The sequence below is a fragment of the Oxalobacteraceae sp. CFBP 8761 genome (assembly GCA_014841595.1).
Classification (GTDB): domain Bacteria; phylum Pseudomonadota; class Gammaproteobacteria; order Burkholderiales; family Burkholderiaceae_D; genus Telluria.
On sequence record JACYUE010000002.1, the window covers coordinates 973,972 to 987,274 of the forward strand.

The following is a 13,303-nucleotide window of genomic DNA, read 5'->3' on the forward strand; positions in this document are numbered from 1 at the left end:
GGCGTGCAAAGCCGGCCTGATAACGTCGTAGCTCGTTATCGGGAGGCTTGGGTGCGCAACCATTCACACCACGGTTTTACGCTCATCGAAGTGCTGGTGGCCTTGTTCGTGCTCGCCATCGGCATCGTCGGCGCCGGGGCGGCCCAGCTGGCGGCGCAGCGCACGCAACAGCAGGCAGCGCTGATGGCCGAAGCGGGCCAGCTGGCAAGCTCGCTGGCGGCGCGCATTGGCGCCAATCTGCCGCTGGCCAGCCTGCCCGATGCGGGCAATCCTTATCTGTCGCTCGATTACGACGCCGTTGCCGACGGCCCGCCTGTCGCCGTCGCCGCGTGCTTCGGCACTGCCGCATGCGATCCGCTGGCGCTGGCGGCCTTCGATCTCGATGAGACGCGCCTGCTCGTTCACCGGCGTTTTCCCGGCGGGCGCATTGCCGTATGCCGCGATGCGGCGCCGTGGGATGCCGGCAGTCGCCGCTATCGGTGGGCGTGCAGTGGCGGGGCGCATGCGGCCGTGGCCATCAAGATCGGCTGGCACGGCAACGATGACCTGCCGGCATTCGTGCTGATGGTGGCGCGATGAGGATCCATCGGTACCGGTGTGTGCGTCAGGCTGGCTTTACCATCGCCGAATTCATGGTCGCGATGACGCTTGGCCTGGCCGTGCTGCTGGCGGCTGGCTCGCTGCTGATCGGCGCCACACGTGCACGCGCGGCGCTGCTCGAAGCGGCCGAGATGGACGACGCCGGTCGCTACGCGCTCGATGCGCTGGCGCGCGCCGTGCGCCTGGCAGGCCACGTCGACTGGGCGGCGCATCCGGTGATCGATCCTGCGCTACCTGCCGCGATCGCCGGGCTGGATGCTGCCTCGCTGACCCATGCCGGCGCCGGCATCGATGCGCCGCTATCGGCGACGGTCAACGGCAGCGATGTGCTGGCGCTGCGCTTTGCCGGCACCGGCGCGCCGCCGCATGGCGACGGCGGCACGCTCGATTGCGCCGGCTTTCCCGTGCATCGCGATCAGGAAGGCTGGAGCATTTTTTATGTAGCGCGCAATGCGCAGGGCGACGCTGAACTGCGCTGCAAATACCGGGGCGCCGGCAACTGGTCGTCCGATGCCGTGGCAGGCCACGTCGACAGCTTCCAGGTGCTGTACGGACTCGATACCGATGGCGATGGCGCGCCCAATCGATACGTGAACGCCAGCGCGATCCGGGCGCTCGACGCGGCGCTGGTGCTGGCCGGGTCGACTCCAGATGAGCGGGCCGCCGATCTGCGTACGCGCAGCCACTGGAAGCACGTTGCGAGCGTACGGGTCGGCTTGCTGCTGCATGGGCCGCGTCAGGCGCCTGATGCCGGTGAGGGCCTCGTCCATTGGCTGTTCGGTCCGGGGTATGACGGTGCGCTGGCGGCTGCCGATCCAGGTGTCCGGCTGGCGGCGGCCGACCTCGATCGCGACGGCGATGCGCGCATGCACAAGGTGTATGGCGCGGTCATCGGGGTGCCAGTCGCGGTGCCAATTGCGGTGCCTGTCGCTCCGCCCGGCGTGCCACCATCTGCGCCGCCGGTCGCGGCGCGTTGAGCAGCGTATGCGCCATCAGCGTTTCCCTATCCCACGGCGCCAGGCCGGCATCGCGCTCATCACCGCGCTGGTGCTGATGCTGGCCGTGCTCATGACAGGCATCGCCTCGGCGCGCGGCGCCCTGCAAAGCACCCGTGCCGCGGCATACGAACGCGAGCGCGCGCTGGCCCTGCACATGGCCCACGCCGCCTTGCTCGATGCCGAACACGATATCGACGGCGGCGCAGCGCCAAACTCGGCGCGCGCCAACGCGATCCGCGGCGGCAGTGCGGATGCCTTCGTCGGCGCGTGCCTGGGCACCCGGCCGTACAACGGTTTGTGCGCGCACGACGCCGACGCCGATGGTCAACTGGCCCGGCTGGCGCTTGCCGACGGCCCGGCCATCCCGTTCGGCACCTTCACCGGCGCCACGCTGCCCACAGGGGAGGGCGGCTTGCCGCTCGAGACGCCACGCTACCTGATCGAGCTGATGCCGGCGTCCGCCGACGGCCCGCTCTACCGTATCGCCGCGCGCGGCGCCGGCAGCATGCCGGGCGCCGGGGCCGCCGTCCAGGCCTATTACCGCCTGCCACCCGCCGGCGGGCATGGCCGGCGCGTCGGCTGGCGCGAGATCGGCAACTGGTCCGCGCTGGTCGCCGCGGCATCCGAATGACGTACCCGGGCAAACAGGGGTAAACAGGAGCACATCATGACCCGACACCGCAATGGCTTCACGCTGATCGAACTGCTGATGGTGCTGGCGATCGTCGGCATCCTGACATCGGTGGCCTATCCGTCGTATGCGCGCCAGATCGTCAAGGCGCGCCGGGTCGAAGCCCAGCTGGCGCTGCTCGACCTGATGCAGCGCCAGGAGCAATACCGCGCCCAGCATCACAGCTATGTCGCGTTCTCGATGGCCACGGGCGCCTTTGATGCGGGCCAGTTCCGCACCTGGCTCGGCAACAGCGCCGCCGCCAGCGCTTATGAGCTCGACGGCGAGGCCTGTCCCGAGCAGACGATTGCGGCCTGCATCGTGCTGCGTGCGCGGCCCGGCACGGTCAATGTCAATGCTGCATTTGCCGATCCGGAATGCGGCACGCTGACGCTGGACAGCACCGGCGCGCAGGGCGCCAGCGGGGCTGGTGGTTCGAGCGGCTCAACTGGCGCAAGTGGCCAGTCCACACGCTGCTGGCCATGACAACGCGCCTTGATACCACGCTGGCCCGCGCGATCCTGCGCCGCCACTGCACCGGCCTGTCGATGGCCGAACTGGCCGTCGTGCTGGGCATGGTGGCAATCACGTCGTCGCTGGCGGCGCCCGGCCTGCACCGGATCGTGCAGGGCCAGGAACTGCGCGTGGCCGCAGGCGACCTCTACAGTGCAGTCCAGCTCACCCGATCGATGGCGATTGCCCGCAACGAACCCGTGATCCTCACAGCGAACGACGCAGCCGGCATCGACTGGTCACGCGGCTGGACCGTGTACGTCGATCGCGACAACAATCGCCAGGCGGGCGCAGGCGACGAGATTCTGGCCGTGCGCGCCACGCTGCCGCAGGGGGTGCAGGTGAGCTATTCCTTTGCCAGCCCTGCAGCCCCGCAATACATCGCCTACAATGGCGCGGGACGCAGTTGCAGCGATACGAGCAGCGCCGCGGCACGGCCGGGCACGCTGTCGCTGTTCCACGGCGGCGGGGTACGCCGTATTAAAATCAATCTGCTTGGCCGCCCGCGCCTGTGCAACCCGGCGCATGACGCCGGCTGCGATGGCGTCGCCGCACCGCCCTGAAACAAGACTGACAACAAGCTTGAAAACAAGCGCATTGCACGATGCGCACCGATGAAAGACCACGTGACGCACGACAGCCAACCGATTCTCAACGACACCGAAGGCATGGCCGCGGCGCTGGCCTGGGCGGCGCGCGGCATGTTCATCACGGCGCCCAATCCCCGCATCGGCTGCGTGATCGTCAAGGACGACGTCGTCATTGGCGCCGGCCACACGCAACCGGCCGGTCAGGCGCACGCTGAAATCCAGGCGCTGCGCGACGCCGCCGCGCGCGGCAACGATGTGCGTGGTGCCACCGCCTACGTCACGCTCGAACCGTGCAGCCACCACGGCCGCACGCCGCCCTGTTCGGACGCGCTGATTGCCGCCGGCCTGGGGCGTGTGGTCGCCGCAATGGTCGACCCCAATCCGCTCGTGGCAGGGCGCGGCCTGGCGCAGCTGGAAGCAGCGGGCATCGCGGTGCGTTCCGGGATCATGGCGCGCGAGGCGCAAGAACTGAACATCGGCTTCTTCTCGCGCATGGTGCGCGGCCTGCCGTGGGTGCGCCTGAAAGTGGCCGCCAGCCTGGATGGCGCCACGGCCCTGGCCGGCGGCGAAAGCCAGTGGATCACCGGGCCCGACGCCCGCGCCGACGGCCATGCCTGGCGCGCCCGCGCCAGCGCGATCGTCACCGGCATCGGCACCGTCAAGGCCGACAACCCGCAGCTCACCGTACAGGGCCTGGCCACGCCGATGCAGCCGCGTCGCGTGATCGTCGACAGCCGCCTCGAGATCGCTCTGGATGCGCACATCCTGCAGGGCGAACCGTGCTGGCTCGTCGCCGCGGCCGAACAACCGGGCGACGAGAAAGCCGCCGCCCTGCGCGCCGCCGGCCACGAGGTGCTGTACCTGCCGAACGCCCACGGCAAGGTCGACCTGCCGGCGCTGATGCGCGAACTGGGCCGGCGCGAAGTCAATGAAGTCCACGTCGAAGCGGGCAGCAAGCTCAATGCCTCGCTCGTGCGCGAAGGCTGCGTCGACGAATTGCTGGTCTACCTGGCGCCCAGCCTGATCGGCCCGGGGCAGGGGATGTTCGACCTGCCGCCGCTCACGCAACTGACCGAGCGGCGCCAGTTGCGCTTCCACGACGTCACGCGCGTGGGCGACGACCTGCGCATCCTGGCCCGCTTTGCCGAAGCTGCTTCCCCATCCTCTGCTACCCCCAACAAGGAATAACGTCGTATGTTTACTGGAATCGTCGCCGCTGTCGGCACCATCACTTCCGTTGCGCCGCTGGCCGGCGGCCTGGACGCCGGCGTGCGTCTCGCCATCGATGCCGGCCCGTTGTCGCTGGCCGACGTGGGCCTGGGCGACTCGATCGCCATCAACGGCGCCTGCATGACCGTCACCGAAAAGAGCGCCACAGGGTTCACGGTGGACGTCTCGCGCGAAAGCCTGAACAAGACCGTGGGCCTGGACGCGCCCGGTGAAGTCAACCTCGAGAAAGCCCTGACGCTGGCCGAGCGCCTGGGCGGGCACCTGGTGTCGGGCCACGTCGACGGCCTGGGCGTCGTGCACAGCTTCGAACCGGTCGGCGAATCGCGCGAACTGATCATCGATGCGCCGCACGAGCTGGGCAAATTCCTGGCCTATAAGGGGTCGATCGTCGTCAATGGCGTGTCGCTGACCGTCAATCGTGTGGCTGACCTGGAAGAGGGCGGCCAGAAAGTCTGCCGCTTCTCGATCAACCTGATTCCGCACACGATCGAGGTCACCACGCTGCGCCACCTGGCGGCCGGTTCGCGCGTCAATCTCGAGATCGACCTGATTGCGCGCTACGTCGAACGCATGCTTTCAATTTCTCGGCCCGTCTAATTTTGACGTAAAAATGTTCAGGAATCAGTAATTTAGCGTAAGTTCCTGAATTATTTCAGATATTTAATCAGCTAACGAAATATTACGGCGATAAACCAATAAGCAACGTTCTTTGTGCATAAGAATCTTTGGAGACGATGCAGAAATAGCGTAGTTATATCGGTAGATAACTCTCGCACAACCTTGGACTGTGAGGTAGGCGAGAGTGCAATGCTGCTGATTATGTTAACACTTCTTCTTCCAAATCCCCTTTTTTCCGCTCATGTGGCCTCGCAGCAGCGTAAGCCTTGAAAAGGCTATCGCCGAAACGATAATAGCGATCACGCGTTTTAATAAGTACTGAGCCGTATTTGCTGCTTGCTAGGTGACCCACATAAACAGATACTGCGCTAGGGTCAATTCCCAGCTCCGCCGCAATCCCCGCATAAATATCTGTTGTATAGATTTCGTCTGCGTCCTGAGAGGCGAAGCGTTTAAGAATCACTTCTCGCACATATGAGTTCCCTATCGCGGTTTTATAGAGGGCCTCTTGAATGGGCGCTGATCCCTTTAAAGCAATTTCCGCAAGTGCCTCACGAGCAATTTGCTCTGACACTACATTCTGTCGTTTTGCGATTGCTCCGAGCAGAGCGTGCTTCGCGACCAAGTGAACATAAAACGGATGGCCACGCGAAATCGATACGATCCAGTTAATTGCTTCGGGAGCGAAAGAGTATTTATTGTCTAATGCATCCATTGCTCTTGTTATAATCTCTTCGAGCTCGGCAGGATCCAGCGGCTTAATGTGGATCGCTCCTTCTGAAAGTTGTCTTGCAACTGATTCATGTTCTGAGATTAATTTCTCGATGCTAGACGCAACTCCAACGAGTGCAAAAGTAACTTTTTCAGGGCCAAGGGTTTTTAGCAATGATGCAATTCCACTTGAGTCCTTAATCCTATCAAATTCATCGATGATAATGAGAAGACCATCCTTAGCAATATCTGACTTTGCGATCTCTTTACAAGCGTTGCTAAAAGTGGAGAAGATATCAGCGTCTACCTCAGTCATGCGTTCAGTGATGGATTCCGAAACCTTCCCCGAAAGTTCGATGATCTTAATGCCAACCTTTCCTCCGCCCTCTCCGGTGACTTTCCGCTCTACTACTTTGAACGGAACCCATGGAGCTAATCCGCTCTCTTCGGTCATTAACCTTACCAGCAAACGCTCGATTGAATTGACTGAATCATCACAGGCAAAATATACCGGTAAATAGTCAAACTCTCTGTACGGCCTTTCTTCTAAGCGCGCTAGCACGTCCTCATCATTGGTCGCAAGTTTTTCGAGAATGCGCGCTAGCGAAGATTTGCCGATGCCTCGTTGTCCATAAAGTACGAGCTGCGCACCCTCCGCTTGCAATGCAGCGGCGAGATCTTTAAGTGCAGTTTTCCTGCCAGCGAAGCGATCAATGTCGCGAACTTCTTTTGCAGGTGTAAAAGCGTTAAACGGCGTTACGGCTACTGGCTCGCTCATTCGTCCTCCGGTATGGTAATTTATCTCGTCCAGAGAATAGCATGATGCCAGCCGGTTGTTGGCGATTTTTCACCGCTTGTATATCTTGATCTGTAGGTTGCGCTATAACCGAAGCCGTATGCTGGTACGACTATAGAAGGGACCAATGCAGTAACGAAGCAGGGCTTATGTAGAATCACAGCGGTATGGGTCAACCATTGCAAGCGGAGCAGTGGCGTACGTGTGTGGCATGTAGAACCTACATTTTTTCAACATAGAGAATAAGCGCTTTTAGTCTCTCAACATGATTTTCTATGCGCTTCGTGCTTTTCCATTCAAGCGCAAGAATCTAACAATAGCCTCCATGAGTTGTCAGTAGAGGATTTATTATCTCAATTGAATCAATGGGATAGCAGATAGTAAACAAAATTGTACGCTACGTCGAGCGCATGCTGGCAGCCACCACCGCCAGGTAATCGATTACGCGACTCGAGGCCACCGGCTTCGTGAAGTGCGCGTCAAAGCCGGCCGCGCTCGAGCGCGCCAGGTCGTCCAGCGAGCCCCAGCCGGAGACGGCAACGATGGCGCAATGTTCAAGGCCGGCGATCTGCCGCAGGCGGCGCGCCACCTCGTGGCCTGACATATCCGGCAAGCCGATATCCAGAAACGCTACGTCCGGCAGGCATTGCACCGCCATCTGCAACGCCTGCTGGCCGTCATGGGCAAGCGTGACGTCATGGCCCTCCATCTCGAGCAGTATCGACAGCGTCTCTGCCGCATCGACATTGTCGTCCGTGACGAGAATGCGCAGCGGCCCGACTGGCGCGCCCAGTGCTGCTGGCGCGTTGGCAGGCGCCGGCGCCACGGTCGCCTGATCGAGCGCAAGCCTGACCACGAACGTGCTGCCCTTGCCGATGCCCTCGCTGTGCGCACTGACCGTGCCGCCATGCAAATCGATTAGCTGGCGTACCAGCGACAGGCCGATGCCCAGGCCGCCCTGCGCGTGCTGGCGGTTGCTGCCCACCTGGCTGAACATCTCGAACACCGATTCCAGAGAAGCGGCGGGAATGCCGACGCCGTTGTCGGTGACGGTGATGACGGCGTCAGTCCCGTCCTGCGTCACGTACAGCGACAGCGCGCCACCCGGCGGCGTGTACTTGGCCGCATTGGTCAACAGGTTGCCGATCACCTGTGCGATGCGGGTGGCGTCGGCCTGTACCGGCAGCGGCGCAGCGTGCAGCTGCAGGTCGAATGCATGCCGATGCTTGTCGATCAGCGGCAGGCTGGTCTCGACCGCATTGTTCACGATCGCGTTGAGGTCGACGCGGGTCTTGCGTATCTCCACCTTGCCGTTGGTGACGCGCGCAATGTCGAGCAGGTCGTCGATCAGGTGCGCCAGTTGCCGGACCTGGCGCTCCATCATGTCGCGCACATTGGCCGCCACGGCGGGGTCGCGGGGACCGACGCGCAGTAATTCCAGGCCCGTCATCAAAGGGGCCAGCGGATTGCGCAGTTCGTGCGCCAGCACGGCCAGGAATTCGCTCAGGTTGCGGTTGGCCCTGGCCACTTCGTCAAACAGTTCGCGCTGGCGGGATTCGGCCAGGCGCAGCGCTGCTTCGGTGCGTTTGAAGGCGTCGATGTCGGTAACGATCGCCACGTGGCCGCGTGTGACATCGTCGCGGCCCTTGAGCGGCACGGCCGCCACCTGCGTCCAGATCTCGACACCATCGTCGCCCAGGTAGCGCGCTTCGATGCCCGGGACGACGCGCTCGCCGCGCGCCGCGCGTGCACCAGCGAAATCACGGCGCTCAAGCGGCCGGCCATCCGCATCGAACGCGGTCCAGCGCATGTAGCGCTCTTCGTCCAACGATGGCAGCACGCCGGTGGGCAGGTAGCGGTGCATTGCCTGGTTCGACAGCAACAGCTTGCCGTCCTGGCCGGCCACGGCCACGCCCGCCGGCAGGGCGTCGAACATCGTCACGAGCGTGTCGCGTGTCTCGTGCAGCGCCTGTTCGGTGCGCTTGCGGTCGCTGATGTCGAGCACATTGCCGACAAAACCCAGGAAGTCGCCGTTCGCCGCAAAGCGCGGCTGTCCGGTCGCAATCACCCAGCGGTACCCATCGACGACATGCTGCAGCCGATGCTCCATGCTGAATGGCACGCGGCGCGCATTGGCATCGACGACCGCGTGCAGCGCCGCGTCGCGCTCATCGGGATGCACGGCTGCCGTCCAGCCGAACGCCAGGCTCGTTCCCCGGTCCTGGGCCGTGAATTCGTGCCAGGCGCGCGACAGGAACGAGAGTTTGCCATCGGGTTCGGTGACCCACAGCATGGCCGGTGCGGCGTCGGCCAGGTCCTGAAAGCGCGACTCGCTGCGCGCCAGCGCGCGTTCGGCCAGGCGCCGCTGCAGGATGGCGGCGGCCTGGTTGGCGGCCACACCGAGCAGCAGGCGCTCGTGCTCGGATGGAAAGCCGGCGCGCCGCGCGCCGATCACCACCATGCCGGGATCGTTGCCGATGCCAAAGCGGGCGGTGCCCAATTGCAGTGACGTGTCGCCGGTTTGCAGCGTTGCCGGCTGCATGCCATCTACGGCGCCCGACTGCATGGCGGCATCGAGCGCCGCCCGTGCGGCGGGCAGCAGGCTGTCAGTCGCGTCGCGCCGGACGCGGATGATTTCCAGTGAATCGGTCTCGCCCTTGCCCGGCAGGTGGATACCGACCAGATCCAGGTTCAGGGTGTTGAGCAGGACGCTGGCCAGGCTGTCGATGACACCTTCCGGCGGCAGGTCGCCCCAGACGGCTGGCAGGGTGGTCATGGCCACCAGGTCGCGCGTGGTCTTGCGCAGGCGGTCGATCTCGGCGCGGTACTCGTCGGGTGAATGCATGCCGGTGTGCCTGCCTATCGCGCAGCGCTGGCCGGCGTGGCGCCTGCCAGGCGACGCGCTTCGAGCTCCTCGAGCATCTCGGCCGGCGGCACGAAGAAGGGATTTTCCTGCAGGATGCCGCCGATGATTACCATCGGGTGGGTGCGCAGGATGTCGATCACGATATCGGCGCTGAAATGCGTCAGGTCGTAGGTGCAGACGATCGGGTTGTGGTGCTCAGGGAGTACCTGGTTCAGGCGCGCCTCGTATTCGACGATGTCGTGGGCGTCGGGACGCGCGCCGGGCGACCAGGCCATGTCGGCGATATTGCGCGAGACGGTTCCGGGTAGTGCGTCAGCCGGCGCAATCAGCGCCAGCAGCGTGGCGATCATGCGCTGCTGGTCGAACTTGCCGTCCTGCAGATAGGTCTCGTCCCAGGTGCGCACGGCAAGCTGGCCTTGCGCCTGGGCGGCATCGGTGTCCACGCCCGCCTGCGCCAGCCGGGCCAGGTGCATGTCGCGCTGCGCCGGGTTGACGATGTGGGCAGCCAGATCGCCGTGTTCAACGCCTTCCAGGATGAACGGCAGCAGCACACGGTACTTTTCTTCGTCCGTATGAAAAAAGGCGCAGGCATGGCACGCGTGGGTGAGGGGCTTGCCGGCCAGGTGAACCGGGTTATCGGAAATGCGCATGGTGTTTCACCAGTAGAGCGCCGGTGATGCCGGGCGCCGGCGTTGATCTGTACGTGGGCGGATGTCCGCTGCAACGGCAGCGGACACGCACAGTATAGACGATGCCCGCCGCCACGCGAACGGTCGTGCGAGGCTCAGGTGCCAGGCGTTGCTGGCACGTCCTGCCTGCCCGTGGCCAGCGCCCTGGCCACGTTCGCGGCCTTGTTGGCCAGCTCCGGATTGAGCACCACCTGCACATAGTTCTTCGTATCGAAGTAACGCCGCGCAGCCGCCTGCACGTCCTGCGCCGTCAGCGCAGCCACCTGCTGCTCGACCTTCAGGATCGACGCCGGATCGGTGCCTTCGGTCAGGCTCGATTGCAGGTTCGCCACCCAGTAGCCATTTTCGCGCAGCGAGCGGCGATGGTTCTGGATCCAGCCGGATTTCACTTTTTCCAGCTCGGCGGCGTCCGGTCCGTTCTCTTGCAGGCGCCTGATTTCAGCAAACGTCGCAGCCACGACCTTGTCGACATTTTCTGGCCCGGTCGGCAGGTTGATGCCGATCGAGTAGTTCCCGTATGGGATCTTGCTGAGCGCGCCGCTGGCGCCCCCGCCGTAGATCATCGCCATCTTTTCGCGCAGCACCTCGATGATGCGCAGATTGGTCACTTCGATCAGTGCCGACAGGCGCAGTTGCTCGGCCTCGGAGAACACGGCCGGTCCCGTGAAGTTGATCGAGATACTGCTCTTGGGCTCGGTGCCGCTGCGCACTTCGCGCTTGACCACGCCCGTCACCGGGCGCAGACCCACGTCGCGGTACGCCACCGGCAGCGCGGGCGTGGGCAGGGTGCCCAGATAGCTCGTCAACAGCGGACGGATCGCCTTTTCGTCGAAGCTGCCCACTAGGATGAAGGTCATGTCCTTTGCGCTCGAGAAGCGCTGGCGGAAGATGGCGATGCTGCGATCCAGGTCGATCTTGGCATACTCGCCGGCGTCGAGCGAACGTGGCGCGCGCGGGTGGTCGCCAAACAGCGCCGACACCACGGCGTCGCCGAAACGCCGCCCCGGCTGGCCGCTGGCATTGCGCGCAATCTCGGCCTGCTTGTCGATATATGCGTGGAACAGGTCTTCGTCGCGGCGCACGCCCGCGAACTTCAGCCACAGCAGTTGCAGCATCGTTTCGATGTCGGTGGCGCCCGAGGCGCCCGCGATCACGTCGGTGTAGCTGCCCAGGCCCACGGTCACGCCGGCGGCCTTGCCGGCCAGGATCTTGCGCATGTCCAGCGGCGTGAAATCCTTCACGCCCATGCTGGCCACGATCGCATTGGAAAAGCGCGCGTTCAGGATGTCCTGGTCGGGGAACAGGCTTTGCCCGCCGGGGCGCGCCGCGCTCAGGACCACCTGGTCATTCAGGAAGTCGGTGGGTTTCAGGATCACCTTCACGCCGTTCGACAGGGTGAGGCGCGTCAGGCCCAGCGCCTTGTCGTGCTCTTCGTGCGTGATCGTGCCGGGTTGTGCCGGGCGTTCCATCAGGCGCGCTGCCAGCAATTTTTCATCGTATGGCTCGACGGGCAGGCGCGCGGCTTCGCTCACCGCGGCCAGCAATTGCGGGCCGGTGGGCGTGTCGGACTTGGCCACGCCCGTGTACAGCACCAGCTTGCCCGAGTCTTGCGGGATCGTGCTGCGCGCGTAGGCGTTCATCTCGGCTTGCGTGATGCCGGGCACGAGGTTCTGCACGTAGCGGTATTCGGTCTCGATGCCGGGAATGGCTTCGTCCTGCAGGAAGTTGCGGATGTACTCGGCGGCGTAGGTGCCCGAATCGCTCTTGGCGCGCTCGTTCCAGGCCTGCTCGTAGGTGCGCATCAGGTTTTTCTTGGCGCGCTCGAGTTCCTGCACGCCGAAGCCGTGCTGGCGTGCCCGTTCGTTTTCCTGGACCAGCGCCGCAATGGCGGGCTGCGCGCCGCGCGGGCCAATGGCGGCCGACGCGTTGTAGGCACGGTAGCGCGGGGTCAGCTTGCCCAGCGAGCTGCTGGCGCCCAGCCACGGCGCATCGGGCAGTTGCGAGATCTCGGCCAGGCGTGCGCTGAGCATCGACGCGAACAGGCCCTGCACCAGCTCTTCGCGGTAGGCGCGCACGGTGCCCAGGTCGCGTACCGGTTGCACCGGATAGCGGATCAGCACCGCATTGCCATCGGCTTCCGGATCCGTCACGACCAGCGCCTCGGTGTCGGCGCGCGCCGGAATCGCGGCGTAGTCGCGCGGGCGCGGCGTGGCCGGATTCTTCAGGCGCGTGAAGTGCTGCTTGACGAGCTTCTCGGCCTGCGCCGGATCGATGTCGCCGACGACGACGACCGCCATCAGGTCGGGCCGGTACCAGTCCTTGTAGAAGCGCTTGAGCGTCTCGGGCTTGAAATTGCGCAGCACGTCTTCGCGGCCGATCGGCAGGCGCTCGGCGTAGCGCGAGCCGTTGAACAGGCGCGGGTAGATCTGCTTGCCCATGCGGTCAGCGGCGCCTTTGCCCAGGCGCGCTTCTTCGAGGATGATGCCGCGCTCCTTGTCGATGGCGTCGCTATCGAAGCTCACGCCGTGGGCCCAGTCTTCCAGCACCTGGAAGGCGCGCGTGACGTTCTGCGGCTTGTCGGTCGGAATCGGCAGGATGTACACGGTCTCGTCGAACGAGGTGTAGGCATTCAGGTCGGCGCCGAAGCCCACGCCGATCGATTGCAGGTACGACACCAGCTCGTGCTTGCGAAAGTTGGTGGAGCCATTGAACGCCATGTGCTCGACGAAGTGCGCCAGGCCGCGCTGGTCATCGTCTTCGAGGATCGAGCCGGCCTTGACGACCAGGCGCAGTTCGAGCTTGTGTTCGGGGCGCGCATTGCGCTGGATGTAGTAGGTCAGGCCATTGGCCAGCTTGCCGACCTTGACTTGCGGGCCGACCGGGATCACGGCGTCGAGCTGCAGCGCGTCCATTTTCGAGACGGCTGCCTTTGGCGCGCTGACCTGCGGCGCACTGTGCGCCAGCGAGGACACGCACACCAACGCGGCCAGGCAAGCGCCGCGTACGAATTTGTTGCTCATTG

11 protein-coding genes are annotated in these 13,303 nt (G+C 64.3%); 7 read left to right on the forward strand and 4 right to left on the reverse strand.

Features of this window, described 5'->3' with window-relative positions; genetic code table 11:
• Positions 1–51 precede the first annotated feature (51 nt).
• The 7 genes from pilV (at position 52) to IFU00_16685 (ending at position 5,198) form a co-directional block, all read left to right on the forward strand.
• Positions 52–579, forward strand: coding sequence for a type IV pilus modification protein PilV (pilV, locus tag IFU00_16655; GenBank protein ID MBD8543916.1), 528 nt, complete (start codon positions 52–54; stop codon positions 577–579).
• The gene (locus IFU00_16660) at positions 576–1,577 is read left to right on the forward strand and encodes a PilW family protein (protein MBD8543917.1); all 1,002 of its coding nucleotides are present in this window, start codon (positions 576–578) and stop codon (positions 1,575–1,577) included. Before pilV ends, IFU00_16660 begins: the two co-directional genes overlap by 4 nt.
• 76 nt (positions 1,578–1,653) lie before the next feature.
• Positions 1,654–2,229, forward strand: coding sequence for a hypothetical protein (locus tag IFU00_16665; GenBank protein ID MBD8543918.1), 576 nt, complete (start codon positions 1,654–1,656; stop codon positions 2,227–2,229).
• 36 nt (positions 2,230–2,265) lie between these two features.
• On the forward strand, positions 2,266–2,754 hold the full coding sequence (locus IFU00_16670) for a type IV pilin protein (GenBank protein MBD8543919.1): 489 nt from the start codon (positions 2,266–2,268) through the stop codon (positions 2,752–2,754).
• A gap of 62 nt (positions 2,755–2,816) precedes the next feature.
• Entirely contained in the window at positions 2,817–3,344 is a 528-nt protein-coding gene (locus IFU00_16675) for a GspH/FimT family pseudopilin (GenBank protein MBD8543920.1), read from the forward strand.
• A gap of 105 nt (positions 3,345–3,449) precedes the next feature.
• Positions 3,450–4,559: a bifunctional diaminohydroxyphosphoribosylaminopyrimidine deaminase/5-amino-6-(5-phosphoribosylamino)uracil reductase RibD gene (gene ribD / locus IFU00_16680; protein MBD8543921.1), complete on the forward strand. Its 1,110-nt coding sequence runs from the start codon at positions 3,450–3,452 to the stop codon at positions 4,557–4,559.
• A gap of 6 nt (positions 4,560–4,565) precedes the next feature.
• Positions 4,566–5,198, forward strand: coding sequence for a riboflavin synthase (locus tag IFU00_16685; GenBank protein ID MBD8543922.1), 633 nt, complete (start codon positions 4,566–4,568; stop codon positions 5,196–5,198).
• Between the two features lie 220 nt (positions 5,199–5,418).
• Here IFU00_16685 and IFU00_16690 read toward each other — a convergent pair whose 3' ends face one another.
• The 4 genes from IFU00_16690 to IFU00_16705 all read right to left on the reverse strand — a co-directional run bounded on the left by IFU00_16690 (position 5,419) and on the right by IFU00_16705 (position 13,301).
• The gene (locus tag IFU00_16690; GenBank protein ID MBD8543923.1) at positions 5,419–6,708 is read right to left on the reverse strand and encodes an AAA family ATPase; all 1,290 of its coding nucleotides are present in this window, start codon (positions 6,706–6,708) and stop codon (positions 5,419–5,421) included.
• A gap of 415 nt (positions 6,709–7,123) precedes the next feature.
• The gene (locus IFU00_16695; GenBank protein ID MBD8543924.1) at positions 7,124–9,571 is read right to left on the reverse strand and encodes a PAS domain S-box protein; all 2,448 of its coding nucleotides are present in this window, start codon (positions 9,569–9,571) and stop codon (positions 7,124–7,126) included.
• A gap of 14 nt (positions 9,572–9,585) precedes the next feature.
• Positions 9,586–10,242: an MEDS domain-containing protein gene (locus tag IFU00_16700; GenBank protein MBD8543925.1), complete on the reverse strand. Its 657-nt coding sequence runs from the start codon at positions 10,240–10,242 to the stop codon at positions 9,586–9,588.
• Positions 10,243–10,376: 134 nt separating this feature from the next.
• The gene (locus tag IFU00_16705) at positions 10,377–13,301 is read right to left on the reverse strand and encodes an insulinase family protein (protein MBD8543926.1); all 2,925 of its coding nucleotides are present in this window, start codon (positions 13,299–13,301) and stop codon (positions 10,377–10,379) included.
• Positions 13,302–13,303: the final 2 nt, after the last annotated feature.